Below are 20936 nucleotides of genomic sequence, written 5' to 3' on the forward strand. Positions count from 1 at the left end.
CGGGACAGGATGGAAATCATGAGTTCATCCCTGCCCGGCACGCCCCTCCTCGCGGCCGCCAACCTGACCAAGTCCTATGGAAATTCCCCGGCACTGTCCGGTGTCAGCCTGGAGGTGCGGCCCGGCGAAGCCACCGCCGTCATGGGTGCTTCCGGTTCCGGCAAGACCACCCTGCTGCACTGCCTGGCCGGCATTGTGCTGCCGGATACCGGAAGTGTCCGATACTCCGGCGCTGCACCGGTGGAAGTCACCTCCCTCGATGATGAGGCACGGTCAGCACTGCGCCGCACCGAGTTTGGGTTTGTGTTCCAGCAGGGCCTGCTGATCCCCGAACTGACCGCCGGAGAGAACGTGGCACTGGCCCTGATGCTCAACGGCACTGCGCGCCCGGTTGCCGAGCAGCACGCGGCTGCCGCCCTTGCGGCACTGGGACTGGCCGGGATGGAAGGGCGGCGGATCGGTGAACTGTCCGGCGGCCAGGCACAACGGGTGGCAATTGCCCGTGCCCAGGTGAACGGAGCGCGGGTGCTGTTCGCTGATGAACCGACCGGGGCCCTGGACTCCCGGACCTCAGCGGATGTGATGGCCCTGCTGCTGCAGTCCGTTGCTGGGACCGGTCGGTCCCTGGTGGTGGTCACCCACGATCCCGAGGTCGCGCGCTGGTGCGGGCGGATAGTGACGCTGGCAGACGGGCGGATCGTTGCCGACACCGCCGGAGTCATCCGATGAGTGAGTCCTCCGTCCTGGTGCGTGCCGTGGATTCTTCGCGGTGGGCTGTACCGCTGCGGCTCACCTGGCTGCTGAACCGGCCCGGCACCTCGGGATCAGCCGCTGCGCTGCTTCCTGCCGCCTCGTTCGCCGTCGTCACCACCTTGCTGCTGACGGTGCTCGCCGGAGCCCTGTCCTTCACCCAGTGGGGAGACGACGAAGGATCCGTGTATCTGCTGCTGGCCGGCTTTGCGCTGATCCTGCTGGTGCTTCCCCTGATTACCCTGGGCGGGTCGGCAGCACGTCTCTCAGCCCGCCGCCGCGATGAGCACCTCTCCACCCTCCGCCTGCTTGGTGCTTCGGCTCAGACGGTCCGGCAGGTGACAGTCCTGGAAGCCGCTGCACAGGCCCTCGCCGGAGCCGTCGCAGGTGTACTGGGCTACGTGGTGCTAGCCCCGTTTGTGCAGCTCATCCACTTCCGCGGAGCACCTCTGGGCAGTGCCTTCTGGCTGCATCCCGCTGCTGTTCTTATAGCTGTTGCCGCAGTTGTGGTCCTCGCGGCGGTCAGCTCAGTGATCAGCCTGCGCCGCGTGGTGATTTCCCCGCTGGGCGTACGCACCCGGGCCGATGCGCAGAAGGTCCACTGGTCCCGCGCCGGCATCGCTGTCCTGATTGTGGTGCTCTGCGTGGCTGCCCTGATGACCCCCGTCGGCATTGCGGCGCTGGCACTGGCTATCATGTTCGGTGCGTTCGCAGCAGGTCTTGCAGTACTGAACCTGGTGGGGCCGTGGCTGGTGACCCTATCCGCGAAGCGGCGCCTGCGCAGGGCAGCAACGCCCCAGGCACTGCTTGCCGCCCGCATTGTGCTGGATGCGCCGAAGGCCGCCTGGCGCCAGGTCAGCGCACTGTCAATGGTGTGCTTTACGGCAGTTGTCGCCGGGGCCGGGGCGGCCCTGCTGCAGACCGCACAGGCTGAGGGCCCGGAAGACTTCCTGCTCCAGGACATGCTGACGGGCGTCATCATTACCGTCATCGCCGGATTCCTGATGGTGGCCTGCTCCGCCGGCATCAACCAGGCAGCCACGGTCCTGGACCGGGCTGAGCTGTACCGCAGCCTGCACCGGATGGGAATGCCTAGGGACATCATCGACGCAGCGCGCATCGGGGCCGTGATGCATCCGGTGGTCCTGGTCAGCGCCGCGTCCGCGGCAGTTTCCGGTGTGCTGGTGTTTCCCGTGACCGGAGCGGCGATCCTCTTCAATCCGGTGGCGATGGTGTTCCTGGCCGCCTCCGTCGCAGCCGGCGTTTTCCTGGTGCGCGCCGGACTTGCAGCCACCTCGCCGGTGCTCACCTCGGTGCTGGAGCGCGACGCCGGCTGACGCACGTTGCTTCGGGTTGGGGCAGTGCCCGGCCCGAAGCGACAAGCCCAGCCGAAACAGGGTAATTTTCTAATGTGACTTCTTCCCAGACCCCGTTCTACATCACCACCGCAATCTCTTATCCCAACGGCGTGCCGCACATCGGCCATGCCTGGGAAACGATCGCCACTGACGCGATGGCCCGCTTCAAGCGGCTGGACGGCTACGACGTCTTCTACATGACCGGCACCGACGAGCACGGCCAGAAGATGCAGCAGTCCGCGGACAAGGAGGGCATCAGCGCCAAGGAACTGGCGGACCGGAACTCCGCGGCATTCCGGCAGATGAATGATGATCTGGGAACCTCCTACGACCGGTTCATCCGGACCACCGATGCCGACCACTACGCCGCCGCCCAGGCCATCTGGAAGCGGATGGAAGAGAACGGCGACATCTACCTCTCCAAGTACGCCGGCTGGTACTCCGTCCGCGACGAGGCGTACTACACCGAGGACGAGACCGAGCTGCGCGAAGACGGCATCCGCTACTCCAAGGAAACCGATACCGAGCTGACCTGGACGGAGGAGGAGAGCTACTTCTTCAGGCTCTCCAACTACCAGGACAAGCTCCTGGCCCTGTACGAGGCGCAGCCGGACTTCGCCGCACCGCGCTCCCGTTTCAACGAGGTGATCAGCTTCGTCAAGGGCGGACTGGAAGACCTCTCCATCTCCCGCACCACCTTCGACTGGGGCGTTCCGGTTCCCGGCAACCCGGACCACGTGATGTATGTCTGGGTCGACGCGCTGACCAACTACCTCACCGGCGCCGGCTTCCCCGACACCGACTCGGAGACCTTCCGGAAGTACTGGCCCGCTGACGTCCACGTCATCGGCAAGGACATCTCCCGCTTCCACGCCATCTTCTGGCCCGCCTTCCTGATGTCCGCGGGTCTGGAACTGCCCAAGCGCATCATGATCCACGGGTTCCTGCACAACAAGGGCGTCAAGATGTCCAAGTCGCTGGGCAACGTGGTGGCCCCCAAGGACTGGGTGGAGCAGTACGGGCTCGACGCCGTGCGGTTCTTCCTGCTGCGCGAGGTCCCCTTCGGCGCGGACGGCTCCTACAGCCACGAGGCAATCGTGGGACGCATGAACGCAGACCTGTCCAACAACCTCGGCAACCTTGCCCAGCGTTCCCTGTCCATGGTGGCCAAGAACTGCGGCGGCGCCGTTCCGCAGCCGGGGGAGTTCACCGCCGAGGACAAGGCGCTGCTCGAAGCCGCCGGGAACCTGCTGCAGGTGTCCCGCCAGGCCTACGACGTGCAGGACTTCCACGGTGCGCTCGAAGCGACCTGGAAGGTCCTGGGGGATACCAACGCCTACTTCGCGGAGCAGGCTCCGTGGGTGCTGCGGAAGACCGACGTCGAACGCATGAACACCGTGCTCTACGTGACGCTGGAAGTGCTGCGGATCGTGGCCATCCTCATCCAGCCGGTGATGCCCGGCAGTGCCGGCAAGCTGCTGGATGTCCTCGGCCAGCCCGACGGCGATGCCCGCAGCTTCGCAGCGCTGGGCACTCCGCTGGTTCCGGGCACTGAGCTGCCCGCCCCGGCTCCGATCTTCCCGAAGTACGAGGAGCCTGCGGAGTAACCCCACCCATTCCGCCGAGAGGCCAGTTACGGCTCGTATGGACCTCCAAACGAGCCGTAACTGGCCTCTCGGCGGGAGGGGGTGGGGGCTAGGTGAGGAAACGGGCGGGAACGGTCTCCTCCATAACCTTCGCGACGGCGTCCTGCTGTTCCTGCGCGAGCTCCAGGAGTTCACGGATCCGCGGGGCATGGAACCGGTGGTCGTGGGCGGAGAGCACCAGCAGGGTCCGGTACAGGCATTCCTTGGCCCGGACAATCGACTGCAGTGTCTCCAGCTCCAGCTGTCCGGTGGTGCCCTTGCCGGTGCTCAGCGGGTTGATGGGTCCCAGCCGTCCGCCGGCAGCGCCCACCAGCGCCAGGGCCTTCTTGATCCGGCTGCGATGGTAGCCCAGAGCCAGGATCAGGGTTTCCAGCTCGTCTCGCTCATCGGAAATCTGCTGGACCAGGTCCGCAAAGACGCTCTCGTACTCTGTGCCCTGCCAGGTTTCCCGGGCTGCCTTGAAAAGCCGCACCCCGGTCTCCGCGCCCAGCAGGTGGTCATCCAGATAGGCTGCCAGCGACTCGTGGCGGGGTGTGCGGCCGGGCTCTGTGTGCGGCATGGCGGCTCCTTCTCTGCTCCAGGTACGGCGAAACAACGCCGGCACGGTTATCAGTATGCTTTGTATCTTTGCAGATCAGACGCAGAAAGCGCGAGGCGGCGTCCAATGGACACCGCCCCGCGCTTTGCCTGCGGCGGTTAGTCTGCCGCCAGCCCGGCCACGGGGGAGAGGCGTGCAGCCCGGCGTGCCGGGAGCAGCGAGGCTCCCAGGCCGGCCACCAGGGCAACGGCCAGGACCCCGGCCAGCTGGAGCCACGGCAGTGCCGGAGTCACCGTGGCGAAGGAACCCAGTGCGGACTGCGCGCCAAGCCAGCCGTACAGTGCCCCGAGCGCCAGCCCGATGAGCGCCGCCACCCCGGCAATCAGCACCGCTTCCAGCGCCAGCATGCCGCGCAGCTGGCCCTTGGTCAGCCCCAGCGCCCGAAGCAGGGAGGATTCCCGGGTGCGTTCCAGCACTGAGAGGGAGAGCGTGTTCGCTACGCCCACGAGTGCGATGACGACGGCGACACCCAGCAGACCCGTGACCACCATCAGCAGCACATCGATCACCTGTTCATAGGCAGCGCGTTCAATGGCGGCACCGGTGATCTGGTAATCCTGCACATGCAGTGCCTCGGTGAGCGCCGTCTGCAGGTCCATGATCTCCGCGGTGCCGAGGCCGTCGGCGACCGCCAGCCAGAGCAGCGGCTGCGGTGCGTAGGCATCAGCCTGTTCCTCGGCAGTGAGACCACCGAGGGCCTTCATTGTGTCCTCCGACACCAGTGGAGGGAAATAGTAGCTGTCCGAGGTAATGACGTTCAATTCAAGTTCGCTGTCCGCGCCCTTCACCGTTACCGTCTTGGCCTCGGTGCCCTGCGGCATCACGATCATGCCTTCTGCGGGGACCATAGCCGGGTCCTGCAGGACAGCGGTGTCGGCAGCTTCCAGTGCGTAGACAGCCAGGGCTCCGCCTTCCGTGGTTCCGGCCACGGGCAGCAGTGCTGCCTGTTCCACTCCGGCAACGGCGAGCGAATTGTCGACGTCGTACTGGGCGAAGGGCTCCTCGACAGGCATTGCGCCGCGGACCGTGATGTCCACCGGGTATTCTGCGGACAGCGCGCCGTCGAACGCGGAGCGGGCGGTGGCGGCACCGGTCATCATCATGACCACCAGCGTGACGCCGATCAGCAGGGCCGAAGAGGTGGCAGAGGTGCGCTGCGGGTTACGCACAGCGTTCACTGCTGCCAGTTTGCCGGGCACACCCAGCGGTGCGGCAAGGGCGCCCACGGCACGGACCAGCGGCGGAATGAAGAGCGTGGAACACATCAGGACACCGACGAAGCTGAGAATGCCGCCCGGCAGTGCAACGATCAGGTCGCCGTCGATCGCCCCGTAAGCCAGGAGTGCAGCACCGCCCGCGATCAGCACCAGGCCGGCCACCAGCCGGACTTTGCCCTTGCGGGTTCCGGCACGAACGTCTTCAGCGGGACGCAGAGCGGCCAGCGGCGCGACGGCGGTGGCAGCCCGGGCGGGCACCAGCGCTGCCAGCACGGTGAGCAGAACGCCGGCGGCGATTCCCGCGGCCACGGAAAGCAGCGGGACATCCAGGGTGGCGAACGCACTGTCCGGCAGCGTCTGCAGGTAGGCAACGGTGCCGCCCACCAGGCCTACTGCCAGCAGCACACCGGCGATGGAGGCGATGATGCCTACCAGCAAAGCTTCCACCAGCACCGAACGGCGAATCTGGTCGCGTCCGGCGCCGATGCAGCGCAGCAGGGCGAGTTCCCGGGTCCGCTGGGCCACCAGGACGGAGAAGGTATTGGAGACCACCAGTGCGCAGACCAGGAGCGCGACGGCGGCAAAGGCCAGCAGGATGACTGTCAGGCTGTCCTGCCCGCCGGTGAAACTGGCCATGAGCTCAGTTGTCTGTTCCTCAACGGTCAGGACCGTCACGGCTTTGAGGCCGGCGTCGGCAATGTCCTGGCGGAGCGCGGCCTGCACCGCTGTCACCGAGGCGTTCTCCGCCAGCGCCAGCTGGATCGAATCGAAGCCGCGGGAAGGATCGGCATAGCGAAGTACGGTCTCTTCTATGGCGTAGACCTGGGCAGATCCCATCATGGCGGGATTCGCGGAAGTCTCCATGAGGCCGGTGACCGTCATCATGGTTTCCTGCGCCTCCGGATCGGCGTCGGCGACCATCGGCAGCGTAGAGCCGACCGTGATTCCTCGGCGCTCGGCGCTCGTCTGGTCAACGGCAATCTCGCCCGCCGTGCTAGGCAGCCTGCCCTGGAGTACACCGACGGGCAGCAGAGACTCATCCTCCGGGATGTTAGTCATCGAGGCAAAAAAGGTTCCGCGACCGTCGCGGACGGCAGTGTAGGCGGAACGCACGGCATACGTGCTCTCAACGCCGTCGGCCTCCCGGGCCATGCCGGCAACCGCGTCGTCCAGAACCGAGAGTTGTTCGGCTTCCGCGTCGTACCCGGCGTTGATCACCAGGTCAGCGTTCCGGAAGCTCTGACCGACGCTCTGCGTCAGGGACGCCTTGGAGGAGGCATTGATGATCAGGGTGGCGGTGAGGAACCCAACGGCGATCATCACGGCAACTCCGACGGCGATGAAGCGGCGTGCATTCAGGCGCACCTGCGCCAGGGCTACCTGCAGCACTGTTATGCCCCCAGCTTCGTCAGTGCTGCCAGCACACTCTCCGGCGTGGGGCTGGAAAGCTCACCCACCAGAGCGCCGTCGTTCATCAGCACCACGCGGTCTGCGTAGGACGCGGCCACCGGATCGTGGGTGACCATGATGATGCTCTGCCCCATTTCACGGGAGGATCGGCGCAGCAGGGAGAGTACTTCGGCACCCGAACGGGAATCGAGGTTGCCGGTGGGCTCGTCACCGAAGATGACGTGCGGGCGGGTCAGCAGTGCACGGGCGACGGCGACACGCTGCTGCTGGCCGCCGGAGAGCTCGTGCGGACGGTGCTTGAGCCGGCCTTCGAGACCAAGGGTGCGCGTGATCTCCGCGAGCCATTCGGCGTCGACCTTGCCGTTGGCCAGGGACACCGGGAGGGTGATGTTCTGCTCGGCGGTCAGCGTGGGAACCAGGTTGAAGGACTGGAACACGAAGCCGACGCTGTCCCGGCGGAGACGGGTAATTTCGGCGTCCTTGAGCGACGTGATTTCCGTGCCGCCGATCCAGATATTGCCGGAGTCCGCGGAGTCCAGGCCTGCCAGGCAATGCATCAGTGTGGACTTGCCGGAGCCGGAAGGGCCCATGATGGCCGTGAAGGTTCCGGTCTCGAAACGGACGTCGACGTCGCGCAGTGCGTGGACGGCGGTGTCGCCTTTTCCGTAGGTCTTGTTCAGGGCCTGTGCGGCGGCGGCAGCCGTGGAGCTGCCGGGGCCCGGCACAGAGGAATGCTCAGTAAGGGTTGTCATGCCTTCAAGGCTATTTTGGGTGCCATGCCCGCCACATCGGAGGAAGGGCGGGTTGTTCCGGGCCCGTTCTCATCCCCTGGGTGGAGCCTGGCCGGCCAGGCGGTATGACTCCAGCAGCAGCTCCTGCAGTTCGTCCGGGTCCAGGTTCTCCAGCCGTACCAGGACCAGCAGCGGAGAGCGGTCGTGGTGCGGGGTCCAGAAGAACGTTTCGGGGTCAGTCCCGGCCAGGGCCTCACGTTCTTCAGTCTTAACGGTCAGCACCCCGTCATCCCACATGCGGGCCATCAGGGAGCGGGCGAACCAGGCCGGCTGCTGCCAGCTCAGCCGCTCGGTAACGCCCGGAAGGGCCAGGCAGCGGGAACGGACATCGTCGACGGATGCCATGGGCACCTCCGGGTTTTACGGGGTGACGATACCTGTCTCGTAGGCGATGACAACAGCCTGTACCCGGTCCCGTGCCCCCAGCTTGGCCAGGATGTGCCCCACATGGGTCTTGACCGTGGCCTCGGAGAGGAAGAGCTTCGCGGCGATCTCCGGGTTGGAGAGTCCGCCGGCGATGAGCGCAAAGACCTCGCGCTCGCGGGGGGTGAGGGTCTCCACGCTGGCGGCATGACGGCTCACCTCGGGAGTGGGCTCGCGCAGCATGGGGGCCACATGGTCCAGCAGCCGGCGGGTGGTCGACGGCGCGATCACCGCATCCCCGCGGTGCACGGTGCGGATGGCTTCGAGCAGTTCCTCGGGCGGGGCGTCCTTGAGCAGGAAGCCGCTGGCGCCGGCGCGGATGGCCGAGAGCGCGTATTCGTCCAGATCGAAGGTGGTCAGGACCACCACCTTGACCTCGGCCTCGCGTGAGCCTGCCTGCTCCAGGATCCGTGCGGTCGCTTCGATGCCGTCCATGCCCGGCATCCGGACGTCCATCAGAACGACGTCGGCGGGCACCTGGGAGAGCACACGCACGGCCTCGGCCCCGTTGCCGGCTTCCGCAGTGACAGTGAGGTCCGCCTGCGAGTTGATCAGCATCTTGAATCCGCCGCGGACCAGCTGCTGGTCATCGACGAGCGCAACCCGGATGGGCGCGGCCGTATGCGTCTCCCCGGGAATGCCGGGGGAGGGGGTGGTCATGCGTTAGGCCTCCGTGTAGGGAATGAATGCGGCGACGCGGAATCCTCCGCCGGGGGCGGGGGCGGCTTCCAGAGTTCCATCGTAGAGCGCCACACGTTCCTTCATACCGATGATGCCCTGCCCTGCGCCGGGGGCACGGGCAGCGCCGTCGTTATGTCTGGGTTCCGCTTCCGCCGGGTCCGCGCCTGCACCGCGTCCGTCGTCGGTTACCGTGATGTCCAGCCCGCGGGGCGTCCAGGCCAGGTCCACCTTTGCCGTGGCCCTGGGGCCGGCGTGCTTGAGCACGTTGGTCAGTGCTTCCTGGACAACTCGGTAGGCCGTGAGTTCAGCGCCCGCCGGGAGGGCACGGCGCATGGCGCCCGTAACGAGTACCTGGGCATCCAGTCCCGCACGCTTGACGCCCTCCACAAGGTCGCCGATGTCCGCGAGCGACGGCAACGGACGGGTGGACGCGCCGTCATCACCGCGCAGGACCCCGAGCAGGCGCCGCATTTCCCGCAGGGACCCCCGGCCGGTTTCGGCGATGGTGCCGAGAGTCGCCGTCGCGATTTCCGGGTCCTGGGCGCTCGCATACCTGGCGCCGTCGGCCTGCGTGATGATTACTGACAGTGAATGGGCCACGATGTCATGCATTTCGCGGGCGATGTGGGTGCGCTCATCTGCGGCTGCCAGATCCCGCTCCTGCTGCCGTTCAACCTCGAGGCGGCGGGCCCGGTCACGCAGGGATTCCATGGCCAGGCGCCGGGTCCGGGTCAGGTCGCCGAACGTCCAGCAGACAAGGACCACCGCTTCGACGGCTACGAGCGCTATGATCCAGAACCCGATCATTCCGGTGGTGGGGGCGGAGACCATTCCAGGTTCTCCGATGAAGGACGTGGAGGGGCGCACCACGTACTGGAAGATCACCAGGGCACCGCCGGTCAGCGCGAGGGCCAGGCCGCCCAGGCTGGCCCAGCGCGGGGCGTAGGCAGCCAGTGCGTGCACCATGACCAGGACGAAGATGTCTGCAGGCAGTCCGGTGTCCGGAACTGTGGGGAGCTGGATCAGGCAGGCTGCGGCCATCACCGCCGCGGCGGGTACCGGTCTGGTGCGGCGCCAGGCCAGGGGCAGGCAGATGGCTGCGGACAGGGCGAACTCGAGCAGGCCGGTATTGACTCCTGTCACCAGGAATGGGAACGCGAAGAGAAGAGTCGCGAGCAGGGCGCCGGCAAGGTCAACCTTGAACGGGTTGGCCTGGGTCCAGGCGTAGAGGCGTTGGTGAAGCAGCATGGACAACAACTTTAGGCTCGACTCCGGGCTCCGCGCGTCATGCCCTGGTCTGAGTTGTTCAGGGGTGCTTCGGCTAGGATGAAGCTGACTAGACGCAGAGGGGACAGTATTTTGCAGCGCCGAAGAGTTGTGTGGGGGTCGCAGCTCGCAGGAGCAGCGCTTTTTGTGGCCGGGATTATCAGCATCGCAGCAGACCGCACCACATCCGGACTGTCTCTGCAGGCGGCCGGCGTCGTAATTATCGTGTGTGCCCTCCTGCTCGGCCGGCGCGTCCGGCTGCAACGGAGGTCCTCTGCTGCGACCGCGCTGGACGACGCCGTCAGCCCACCGCCCTCCATTGGCCGGGCAGCGGGCGTTCGGGGGCCCGCCGAAGGAGAGGATCCCCGCGTGTTCCTCGCGGCACTCACCGCTGATTCGTCCCATCAGAACGATCCTCGTCCCTCCCTCCTCGCGGTTGCCGATGACGATCTGTCCGCCAGACTCGAGCAGTTTGGGCCAGTGGTACATCTCGCGCCGGGCCTGGGAGCGCCGCAGGTGTCACAGGGACCGCACCGCGCGCTCGTAATCGACCGGCGTGCCCTCAAGACCGGGAGGTGGGCCGGGGTGGAAACAGCAGCGGCGGGCAGTCTGTTCAGGGAGCTGGCAGAGATAATCCGGAAGTGCCAGGAAGAACACGTCTCAACCCTGCTGCTGGACTGCGCCGCGGAAGACGGGTTCTACACACCGACCCTTCGGGAGATCTGCCGGAACGTGATGCCGCTTCAGGCCGGGGCCCTGGGGCCCGAGGGCACCGCTCCGTCAGACCTGCTGGGAATGCTGCAGGAGTGGTCAGAAGGAGGGAACGTCCATGCCCGATGAGAGTGTCCTCCTGGTCTCCGCCCACGGCAGGGAGTCCCTTCCGGCCGCGCTGAATACCCTGCTGCTGCAGGAAAAGGCCGTTTTGGTGTCCCCGGATGAAAGTGCGGCTTCCACTGCTGCCGGCCTGCTCGCGGCCGCCCGGGCCAAAGACGCCGCCGGCACTTACACCCACGTGATCTGCCTGGGTTTCTCCCTCTCCTACGCGGCGGCCAAGGCCCGGTCCTTCGAAGGACGGTTCATGGCGTACGTCGATGATGCCCCGGGCCAGGGCAGACTGCTCTATCCGGGGGTGTGCGCCAAGCTGGGCGAGATCGCAGGGCAGGCTGTACGTCTGCTTGTTTCAGACGAAGATGAACGCAGCCACCTGGAGGCTTTTGTTCCCGAGTCCGCAGGCAAGGTGCAGCTTCTGCACGAAATCCTCCTGAGCCCTTCCCAGCCGCTGACCGGGCATACCAAGGCACCCGTCCGTGTGCTGCTGGCGGGACACGACTTCAAGTTTGCCGGGGAACTGGCACGGCACCTTGAGGCTCACCCGGGGTTTTCTCTCCGGACAGACGAGTGGGAATCTCTGCACCGGCATGACGAGGAGCGCTCACTCAGGGAACTGGCCCAGGCCGACGTCGTGATCTGTGAATGGGCCGGCGGGAACGCCGTCTGGTACGCCCGTCACATCGGTGCGCATCAGCGGCTGATCATTCGCCTGCACGGTTTCGAGGTGCAGGGCGAGTGGCTCAAGGACATCGACATTTCCGCTGTCCACACCGTTGTCCTCGTATCCGGGTTTTTCCGTGAACAGGTCCTCGAAACCACCGGCTGGCCGCGGGAAAAAACCATGGTCATTCCCAATACGGTTGACACCTCTGACTTCTGCCGCCCCAAGGAGGAAGACGCTGCGTTCAGGCTGGGACTGGTAGGCATGGTGCCTCTCTTCAAGCGTCCGGACCGTGCCTTGGACATCCTCGAGGAGCTGCTGCGCTACGACGAGCGGTTCACACTTCACATCCGCAGCCGTTACCCGTGGGAATACGACTGGTTCTGGAACGGGCGGCCGGCAGAGCAGGACGCCTACAGAATGTTCTTCGGGCGGCTCCGCGCAGACCGGAAACTCATGAAACACGTCGCATTTGAACCGGTAGGCGCGGACATGGCGTCATGGTTCCGCCGGATCGGTTTTTGCCTCTCGACCAGCTACCGGGAGACCTTCCATGTGGCACCTCTGGAAGGCGCGGCGTCGGGGTCCGTTCCCGTACTGCTGGACCGCCCGGGCGCGGCAGAAATCTTCGATCCGCGGTGGGTATTCAGCGACGCGAAGTCAGCGGCGGAGTTCATCCGTTCCGCAGCCTGCGACGCGGACGATCTCGCCCGTGAAAGCGAAGCTGCCAGGGACTTCTCGCACCGGTATGACATTCATGAGGTAGTGCCCCGCTGGGGTGCCCTCATCGAGGATGCGCTGCGATGACCCCTCCCGTTCAATTCTCCGTGATCTCGGCTGTCTACAACGCAGAAGAGTACATCGACGCGTTTATGGATTCGCTCGTTGCCCAGTCCTACCCCCTGCACGCGCTTGAGATCATCCTCGTTGATGACGGGTCCACGGATGACACGCTGGGACGGCTTCAGGCCTGGCAGGCGAAATTCCCCCGGTCCATTCGAGTCCTTACGGGCGTGAACGGGGGGCCAGGCAGGGCACGAAACCGCGGGCTGGATGTTGCACGCAACCCCTGGGTGACCTTCTGCGACCCGGACGACGTCCTGGACAGCGCATACTTCGAGCGGATAGCCGGATTCATCCGCAGGGATGTAAACAACCAGGCCGCTGCAGTGACCGGACGCCTGATTCAGTACTTTGAGGCTGAAGGGCGGCTCAGCGATACACACGCGCTTGCCTGGAAGTTCCTCTCAGGCGAACGGATTGTCGATCTGGAGGCAGAGCCGCACTACGTGCATTTGAGCGCGGGCACCGTCTTCCTGAGAAGGTCAGTTCTGGAGGAATTCAGCCTCCGCTTCAATGAGCAGGTGCGGCCAACCTTCGAAGACGCCCACCTGGTGGCCCGCTACCTCGGCTGCACGCCGCGTCCAACAATCGGCCTGGTTCCGGAAGCCCGCTACTACTACCGGCAGCGGGCAGCGGGAAGCTCCCTCGCCCAGTCCGGCTGGAAATCCAGCGCGCGCTACACACAGGTACTGGACCATGGCTACCTGGGACTTCTGCATCTGTTCAATGACAGGCAGGGAAGCGTACCCCGATGGGTCCAAAACACCGTTCTGTACGACCTCATGTGGTATTTCCTGGCAGACCGGGCCATGCGGCATCCCGTTGCAGGCCTGACGGAGAGCCGGCGGAGCGAGCTCCTGGACCGTATGCAGCGGGTCATGGCGCACATCGAACCGGAAGCCATCCTGGGTTTCGCGCTGGTTCCGGTAAGCATCGAGATTCGCACGGCCCTGGTCCTGCGTTTCAAAGGGGCTCTGCCACCCGTCTGGCAGCTGGTCAGCTCCGGAAGACATAACCGCTACCAGTACATGTACCGCGGGGACGCGCCCACGGAAGAGTATCTGAACGAAGACGGCTGCAGAATAGAACCGCTTGCCTCCAAACGCATCGCCGTAGAGTTCTTCGGGGAGGTCTTCGCCTATCAGCGCGTCACCTACTTCCTGTCCGGCGAATCTCCGCGGTGTGTGCTGGACGGAGAAGAGCAGCCTGCCGTTCCCCGGCCGGGGCCGCCCCAGGCGCGTTACCTTCCAAAACACCAGGATCCGGCTCTGGCACTCCAGCCGCTGGGCCTGGAGCGGCAGATGCTCCGTCTCACACAGCGGATTCCCCGGCCCGCACTTCGAAGTGCTGCATCAAGAGCTGTACGGCGTGCGTTTCGGCCAAAAGCCGCCGGCCCGCTTCCCCCGGGGCTTAGGGCCCAGGCTCAAACTGCTGCCGGAGCTGAACAGACGGATGCAGACGCGGCACTGCGGCTCAGGGCAGCTGCTCCGGAGGTTAAGAAACGGTATGCGGACGCGTGGCTCATCATGGACCGCCCGGAACATGCGTTCGACAATGCCGAGCATTTCTACCGGTACGTGAAGCAAAACCATCCGGAAATCAACGCCTGGTTTGTGCTGGCCGAGGACTCCCCGGACTGGCCCAGGCTCAGGGACGAAGGTTTCAGACTCATCCCCTACGGCAGCGAGGAACTGGTACTGCTTGCACTCAACGCCTCATACCGGATCTCATCCGATGCCGCGCTGCCCTCATACTTCCCCATTGACCGGGGCCGGTTCGGGGGAGGACAGGGCAGCTTTGTGTTCCTGCAGCACGGGGTCATCTGGAACGACCTGTCCCGGTGGCTCAATGACAAACGAATAGACAGGTTCATAGCCAGCACCCGAGCGGAGTACGCCGCCCTGACCGGAGATGGTTCCGTTTACTCCACGACGGCCAACGAAGTGCGTCTGACCGGTCTGGCACGGTTTGATTCGCTGTACACCAGGGCGCAGAACGCCGGTCCCCGAACCGCGAGGCTAATCACCGTCATGCCCACCTGGCGAATGAACCTGGCTGATTTGGTTGCAGCTGCTGCAAGCCCTGAGGAGCAGCAGAAAGTGGTGCTGGAAAGCCAATTCTTCGTGGAATGGCGCTCATTCCTGGAAAGCAGCCAGCTGCGGGACGCCGCTGCGAGGAACAACCTTTCCGTGGCATTCTTCGTCCATCCGTCCCTTTCGGAGCTCCTGCCGAAAAACGCACTGCCGGACTACGTGCAGCTGTACCCACAGCCCGGAGTAAGTCTCCATGACCTGATTCTGGAATCGGCAGCCTTCATTACCGACTATTCCTCCACCGCCTTTGACGCCGCCTACATCGACTGTCCTGTGCTGTACTTCCAGTTTGATGACTCCACATTCCTGTATGGTGACCACCCGGCCCGCCCTGGATATTTCGACTTTCAAAGAGACGGTTTCGGTCCTGTGGCAGCAACGGCCCAGGAGCTCCAGCAGAATCTTGCAGAACTCGAGTCGAAGGACTTCCGGATGCCGGATAGGTACGCAGACCGCGTCGAGAAGACGTTCACGTACCGGGATGCGTCCAACTGCTCCCGCATCTTTGAATCGATTCTTGAGCTGGAAAAGGGCTAAATGCAGAGCAACGACCAATGGTCCCCTTCCGGACCGGAAGCAAAGCGCGATTACCTCGTCTCACGGCTGGACTGGGCGGAACAGCAGGCCAGAGCGTACCAGCACGATTACGAATCGATGCTCGATGAACGAAACACCCTGCACAAGGAGCTCCTGCAGATTCGCGGGTCCCTGAAGGCATACCGGCGCGAAAATGCTGAACTGAAGCGGAAAATCGCCGCGAAAAAGGGACGCCTGGCCCGTCTGCTCCGCGGCAGACTGCCGGGCTCCCGCAGCACCGCTCCGGCCGGTCAGCCGGCTGCTGAGGCCGTACACACACCCGTCGGGTCCGGAGAGCAGACCGGTTCGGACTTCGAGCTGCCCGCTCGTTCCGCAGATCCGGCATATACGCCGGCGCTTGGCCTTGCGATGGTTGTAGCGGACTCTGAGAGCCGTAATTCAGCCGCAGACCGGGCCCAGGCGGCCGGCATGGAAGTCATCGTCATGCTTCGCCCCGGGTATCCGTGGGATACCGGCCGGCACTGTGAATACCGGGGAAGAACCTGCCTCACAGACAGTTCAGGACGGTTAACCGTCTACAGTCCGGGAGCAGACATCCGGACACAGAAAGAGCTGCACTTTTTGGATCTGTCCGCTGACGCGATCGTGCGGGAAGCGCGGCTTCACCGTCCGGCTCTCCTACTGTCTGATGGATCAGAAACCACCTCCCGTGCGGTCCTGCTCGCTGGACGCCGGCTGGGGATCCCCGTTGGACTGTGCGCAGCGCACGGTTCGGTGCTGGCGGCCGAGGCTGATGTCGACGTCGAAACCTTGAAACCGCTCAGCCGCACCCTGCTGCCGGGACGGAAGCTGGAGTCCCTGCGCATCGGAATCATCGCCGACGAGTTTACGCTTCGGCTTCTGGCCAACACCGTTTCGGCGCTGCCGCTGGATTATTCGGGATGGAAGGAGCAGCTCGAGGCCGGCAGCTGCGATGCCCTGATCGTGGAATCAGCCTGGCTTGGAAACCAGGGGCAGTGGATCGTATCCGACTACTACAAGGACCAGGCGGGGTACGAAAACCTCTCGGCTCTGGTCGGCTATTGCCGCGCCCGGGGGATACCCACAGTCTTCTGGAACAAGGAAGACCCGATCCACTACCGACGGTTTCGGCGTGTTGCAACGCTGTTCGACCACATCGTCAGCACGGACGCGGGGTCGCTGCAGTTCTATCAGGACAACGCGGGCGCATCGGCCAGGACGTACTCCTCCATGAGCTTCTTCGCGGATCCCAGTCTGCACAACCCGGTGTCCCAATCGGCGGGGGAAAAAGCCGTCGCCTATGCGGGGACCTTTTACGGAGAACGGTTTCCGGAGCGCTCCCACCGAATGATGGAACTCTTCCGGGCCAGTGAGCCCTACGGACCCGCGATCTTTGACCGGCACCACGGTGATGCTGCCTCGGGAAAGGCTTATCCGGCGGAGCTGGCGGAGTGGGTGCGCGGAGGACTGAGCTACGCGGAGACCCTCGAAGCGTACAGAGCGTTCCCGGTCCACCTGAATTTCAACTCTGCCCCCTGGTCAGAGACGATGTTCTCCCGGCGGGTTGTTGAAATAGCAGCTTCAGGCACCGTTGTGTACAGCGCAGCCGGTGCCGCTGTCACCAGCTGCCTGGGGAGTGCCTTCCCCGTTTCGAACGACCCGGAGATCTACCGCGCGCTGCTGCAGACGTGGATGACTGACGAACGGGAACGCAAAGCTACGGCATGGCGGCAGATGCGTACGGTCTACCGCGCCCACCTGGCCGGCCATGCCCTGGCCATTCTCTTTCGGACGATCGGTATTCCCGCAGTGTCCCCGCAGCTGCCGCGGGCTGCCGTACACGTGAATGACCTGACGCTCGAGCTGGCGGAGGCGCTGGCCAACCAATCGGTGCGCCCTGCGCTCTGCCTGTACAAAACGGCCGATCCGGCGGCGGTGGAGGTGCTCGCTCTCGCCGGTGTGGCGGCGAGTGAGGATGACCCGTCCGGCGGTAGTGAGGCTGGGGACGACGGGCCCTTTGAATGGCACGTGCGCTGGCCGGCACAGTCAAACCGGACCCTGCTGGAAGACCTGCTGCTGGGAACGGCATTCGGAGACTGGAAAACGATCAGCATTGTCGATGACGACGTGACCCGGTCAGACCGAAGCTGGAGTCCGCTGGCCCAAGCATTCCCCGAACCGCAGGAGAACGCGGCTCTGGTTGCCAGCCTCACCAGGCGGGGCGGTTTAGGGCAGGGCCATCTCGTTCTGGTGTATCCGGGAAGCTGACGCATCCATAATGTGAGACGGTTTGTTCACCATGCGGACCGTGTTTCTAGAATTGGAACATGAGCGAAGAAGCGTCGAAGGTCATTTCACTGGCAGTCATTCCCGGAGACGGAATCGGCCCCGAAGTCACGGCGGAGGCCGTCAAGGTGTTGAAGGCGGTCACCGCCTCCGGCTCCGCACGGTTCGATCTCACGGAATACCAGCTGGGTGCCGAGCACTGGCTGCGCACTGGCGAAACCCTTCCGGACGAGACACTTGAATCGCTCAAGACACACGACGCGATCCTGTTCGGTGCTGTCGGCGCTGCCCCGGGCGATACCAAGATGCCCTCCGGCCTGATCGAGCGGGAGATGCTGCTGAAGCTGCGCTTCAGCCTGGACCACTTCGTGAACCTGCGCCCGTCCAAGCTTTACCCGGGTGTCGCGAGCCCGCTGGCCAACCCCGGGGATATCGATTTCATCGTGGTCCGGGAAGGAACCGAAGGCCCGTACGTCGGCAACGGCGGGTCCCTGCGCACGGGAACCCCGCACGAAATCGCCACTGAGGTTTCACTGAACACTGCCCACGGCGTCGAGCGCGTGGTGCGCGATGCCTTCCGGCGCGCCAGTGAGCGGCCGCGCCGGAAGCTGACCCTGGTGCACAAGCACAACGTCCTCGTCTACGCGGGCAGCCTCTGGAAGCGGACAGTGGAAGCGGTTGCCGCGGACTTCCCCGAGGTGGAAGTTGACTACCTGCACATCGACGCCGCCACGATCTTCCTCACCACGGATCCTTCCCGCTTCGACGTAATCGTCACCGACAACCTGTTCGGTGACATCATTACGGACCTCGCTGCAGCCGTCACCGGCGGAATCGGCCTGGCAGCCTCCGGCAACATCAACATGGAGGGAACCTTCCCGTCCATGTTCGAGCCGGTGCACGGATCCGCGCCGGATATCGCGGGCCAGCAGAAGGCGGATCCCACGGCCGCGATCCTCTCGGCAGCACTGCTGCTTGCGCACCTAGGCTTCGCCGAAGAAGCCGCCCGCGTGGAGCGCGCGGTGGAGGCCGACGTCGCATCCCGGGCAGGAAACACACGCACCACCGCGGAAATTGGCGATGCGATCGCCGCGGCTGTGTCATAAGCTCAACAGGTACCCGATCAATAGGAAGACGAACGACGGCCGCGCCGTTCACCGTGGAGGAATAATGTCTGTCAGCGCTCTGGAGTTCACCCAGAAGCTATCCGCCCAGCCCAAGTCGGAGCAGGAACGCGCCGCGATCCTGGCTGACCCGGGCTTTGGAAACCACTTCACGGACCACACCGCAGTCATTGACTACCGCGTCTCGGAGGCGGGTGAGGGCGCATGGGAGAACGCACGCATTGAGCCCTACGGCCCGATCGCCATGGACCCCGCAGCCTCCGTGCTGCACTACGGCCAGGAAATCTTCGAAGGACTGAAGGCTTACCGGCACGAAGATGGCTCCATCTGGACCTTCCGTCCGGAAGCCAACGCTGCGCGCCTGAATGCCTCGGCACGCCGTCTTGCACTTCCGGAACTGCCGGAAGAACTGTTCCTGGAATCGCTGAGCCGGCTCGTCGCCGTCGACCGCGAGTGGGTTCCCTCAGGTGACGGGGAGTCCCTGTACCTGCGACCGTTCATGATTGCCACTGAGGCGTTCCTTGGTGTGCGGCCCGCCCGCGAGGTTTCCTACCGCGTCATTGCCTCCCCGGCCGGAAACTACTTCGGCGGAGAACTGAAGCCGGTCTCCATCTGGCTTTCCACCAAGTACGCCCGTGCAGGCCGCGGCGGCACGGGCGAAGCAAAGTGCGGCGGCAACTACGCCGCTTCCCTCATCGCGCAGATGGAAGGCGAGGCGCACGGCTGCAAGCAGGTGCTGTTCCTTGATGAGTTCAATGACAACGCCGTGGAAGAGCTCGGCGGCATGAATGTCTTCTTTGTCTTCAGGGACGGCCGCCTGGTTACTCCGGCGCTTTCCGGCACCATCCTGCACGGGGTCACCCGCAACTCTGTCCTGCAACTGGGCCGCGACCGCGGCCTGACTGTTGAGGAACGCAAGATCACCCTGGACGAATGGCGCGACGGCGTTGCCTCCGGCGACATCACCGAGGTCTTCGCCTGCGGCACGGCTGCCGTCATCACACCGGTGGGTGAGCTGAAGTCGGAGACTGAGACCATCGGGTCCCCGGAAGCCGCTGCGGGTGAAGTAACCATGTCCATCCGGCGTGAATTGCTTGGCATCCAGACCGGCGCCGTGGAGGATACCCGCGGCTGGCTGACACGTCTGGCTTAGGGGAGAGCATGAGTGAATCGGCGCCGCCGGCACCGGGCCGGATAGTCAGCAGTACCCCGCTGGCACGGTACCGGCTGGCCGATAATCCCGGGCCCATGAGCCTGGACGGCACCAAGAGCTACATTCTTGCTGCAGAAACCGGCGGTCCGTGCGTCATCGTTGATCCCGGGCCGGCCGACGAGGAGCACCTTGGTGCCCTGGCATCGGCCGGGACAGTGGAGCTGGCACTGATTACGCACCGTCATCCGGACCACACGGAAGGCGCCGAGCGCTTCCACGAAATCACTGGAGCTCCCGTACGTGCGGCCGATCCTGCCTTCTGTTTCGGGGGGACACCCCTGCAGGACGGAGAAGTTATTTCTGCAGGGGGAGTGGAGATCCAGGTCCTGGCTACTCCGGGGCATACCTCCGACTCTGTCTGCTTTATCCTCCGGGCGGACGGTCCCAACGGCTCAGTCCTCACCGGTGACACCATCCTGGGGCGGGGTACAACAGTCCTGGACTATCCGGATGGAACCCTGCAGGACTTCATGGCCAGCCTGGAGAAGCTGGGCCGGCTGGGACCGGCCACCGTGCTGCCGGCCCACGGCCCGGACCTGGAGAACCTCGAATCCGTAGTGCTCACGTACCGGGACCACCGCGATGAGCGGCTGGCGCAGATCCGTGGCGTGCTTGGGCTGCTGGGGGAGGACGCCACAGTAGAGCAGGTAGCTAACGCCGTCTACGCCGACGTGCCGGCATCTGTCCGAGCCGCAGCTGAACTGTCCGTAGCAGCCCAGCTGGAGTATCTGCGGGTCCGTGGCTAACGTCCGAACCGTGTGAGCACACCCACGCGTTCCCGACTTGCACCAGGGCGGGCAGCGCTCCGTAGAATGGAATTGCGCTGAAACGCGGGGAAGGTTTTCCGAGCCGTTGAAGAAGCGCCGCACCGGGGCCCGCAAGCCCGTGCAGGAGATCACAGACCTGCCGAGTTGCGCAGGGCTCACCGGATGTGTAAAGTAGAACGAGTTGCCGCGGGGCCGATGAGGCCGGACGGCAGCACAACCCACACAAATCAACCGGGTAAATCCGGTTGCTTTGGCGTGGCCCTGAAGGGCTGGAATAGCCGGTTTGGTTGAAATTCTTCGGAATTCACCGAATTGCTAAAACGGCCCGGATGGAATAAGCTAGTAAAACACCACAGCGGTGCGAAAAGAAAAGAAAGTTCCCGGTTGGGAATGGTTTTTCCGAGTAGGCCGGATGTGCCT

At 64.7% G+C, this 20936-nt stretch carries 17 protein-coding genes; 10 read left to right on the forward strand and 7 right to left on the reverse strand.

All coding sequences use genetic code 11. The features are described 5' to 3' along the window. Positions 1-18: 18 nt before the first annotated feature. The 3 genes from ACWGQ2_RS12340 to metG all read left to right on the forward strand — a co-directional run bounded on the left by ACWGQ2_RS12340 (position 19) and on the right by metG (position 3715). Positions 19-729: an ABC transporter ATP-binding protein gene (locus ACWGQ2_RS12340; RefSeq protein ID WP_452017651.1), complete on the forward strand. Its 711-nt coding sequence runs from the start codon at positions 19-21 to the stop codon at positions 727-729. Next, positions 726-2087, forward strand: coding sequence for an FtsX-like permease family protein (locus ACWGQ2_RS12345; protein WP_452017653.1), 1362 nt, complete (start codon positions 726-728; stop codon positions 2085-2087). The genes ACWGQ2_RS12340 and ACWGQ2_RS12345 overlap by 4 nt, the downstream gene beginning before the upstream one ends. Positions 2088-2161: 74 nt before the next feature. Further along, positions 2162-3715: a methionine--tRNA ligase gene (gene metG / locus ACWGQ2_RS12350; protein ID WP_326831671.1), complete on the forward strand. Its 1554-nt coding sequence runs from the start codon at positions 2162-2164 to the stop codon at positions 3713-3715. Between the two features lie 88 nt (positions 3716-3803). Here the strand turns inward: metG and ACWGQ2_RS12355 are convergent, their stop codons facing one another. The 6 genes from ACWGQ2_RS12355 to ACWGQ2_RS12380 form a co-directional block, all read right to left on the reverse strand. Further along, entirely contained in the window at positions 3804-4313 is a 510-nt protein-coding gene (locus ACWGQ2_RS12355) for a hypothetical protein (RefSeq protein WP_452017655.1), read from the reverse strand. 137 nt (positions 4314-4450) lie between these two features. Further along, on the reverse strand, positions 4451-6958 hold the full coding sequence (locus ACWGQ2_RS12360; protein WP_452017657.1) for an ABC transporter permease: 2508 nt from the start codon (positions 6956-6958) through the stop codon (positions 4451-4453). A 2-nt stretch (positions 6959-6960) separates the two neighbouring features. After that, positions 6961-7731: an ABC transporter ATP-binding protein gene (locus tag ACWGQ2_RS12365; protein WP_452017659.1), complete on the reverse strand. Its 771-nt coding sequence runs from the start codon at positions 7729-7731 to the stop codon at positions 6961-6963. Positions 7732-7800: 69 nt separating this feature from the next. Continuing rightward, entirely contained in the window at positions 7801-8115 is a 315-nt protein-coding gene (locus ACWGQ2_RS12370) for an MmcQ/YjbR family DNA-binding protein (RefSeq protein WP_452017661.1), read from the reverse strand. A 15-nt stretch (positions 8116-8130) separates the two neighbouring features. Next, the gene (locus ACWGQ2_RS12375; RefSeq protein ID WP_452017663.1) at positions 8131-8853 is read right to left on the reverse strand and encodes a response regulator; all 723 of its coding nucleotides are present in this window, start codon (positions 8851-8853) and stop codon (positions 8131-8133) included. A gap of 3 nt (positions 8854-8856) precedes the next feature. Next, a complete protein-coding gene (locus tag ACWGQ2_RS12380) occupies positions 8857-10122 on the reverse strand; it encodes a sensor histidine kinase (RefSeq protein ID WP_452017665.1) in 1266 nt (421 codons plus the stop codon). Positions 10123-10287: 165 nt separating this feature from the next. Here ACWGQ2_RS12380 and ACWGQ2_RS12385 point away from each other — a divergent pair, with 165 nt between their 5' ends. From ACWGQ2_RS12385 to ACWGQ2_RS12415, 7 genes are all read left to right on the forward strand, one after another. Beyond that, positions 10288-10980, forward strand: coding sequence for a hypothetical protein (locus tag ACWGQ2_RS12385; RefSeq protein ID WP_452017667.1), 693 nt, complete (start codon positions 10288-10290; stop codon positions 10978-10980). Continuing rightward, positions 10970-12439 carry a glycosyltransferase family 4 protein gene (locus tag ACWGQ2_RS12390; RefSeq protein WP_452017669.1) on the forward strand — a complete coding sequence of 490 codons (1470 nt, stop codon included), beginning with the start codon at positions 10970-10972 and terminating at the stop codon, positions 12437-12439. The genes ACWGQ2_RS12385 and ACWGQ2_RS12390 overlap by 11 nt, the downstream gene beginning before the upstream one ends. Continuing rightward, complete coding sequence (locus ACWGQ2_RS12395; RefSeq protein WP_452017671.1) at positions 12436-15105, forward strand: bifunctional glycosyltransferase/CDP-glycerol:glycerophosphate glycerophosphotransferase; 2670 nt, start codon at positions 12436-12438, stop codon at positions 15103-15105. Before ACWGQ2_RS12390 ends, ACWGQ2_RS12395 begins: the two co-directional genes overlap by 4 nt. Next, positions 15106-17394, forward strand: coding sequence for a CgeB family protein (locus tag ACWGQ2_RS12400; protein ID WP_452017673.1), 2289 nt, complete (start codon positions 15106-15108; stop codon positions 17392-17394). A gap of 59 nt (positions 17395-17453) precedes the next feature. Continuing rightward, the gene (locus tag ACWGQ2_RS12405) at positions 17454-18518 is read left to right on the forward strand and encodes a 3-isopropylmalate dehydrogenase (protein ID WP_452017675.1); all 1065 of its coding nucleotides are present in this window, start codon (positions 17454-17456) and stop codon (positions 18516-18518) included. Positions 18519-18582: 64 nt separating this feature from the next. After that, a complete protein-coding gene (locus ACWGQ2_RS12410; RefSeq protein WP_452017677.1) occupies positions 18583-19689 on the forward strand; it encodes a branched-chain amino acid aminotransferase in 1107 nt (368 codons plus the stop codon). Positions 19690-19697: 8 nt separating this feature from the next. Next, the gene (locus ACWGQ2_RS12415) at positions 19698-20495 is read left to right on the forward strand and encodes an MBL fold metallo-hydrolase (RefSeq protein ID WP_452017679.1); all 798 of its coding nucleotides are present in this window, start codon (positions 19698-19700) and stop codon (positions 20493-20495) included. Positions 20496-20743: 248 nt separating this feature from the next. On the opposite strand, the gene ACWGQ2_RS12420 is transcribed toward ACWGQ2_RS12415, so the two are convergent. Further along, a partial coding sequence (locus ACWGQ2_RS12420) for a hypothetical protein (RefSeq protein ID WP_452017681.1) occupies positions 20744-20936 on the reverse strand: 193 nt, incomplete at its 5' end.

This window comes from Arthrobacter sp. NPDC055585, assembly GCF_053619115.1.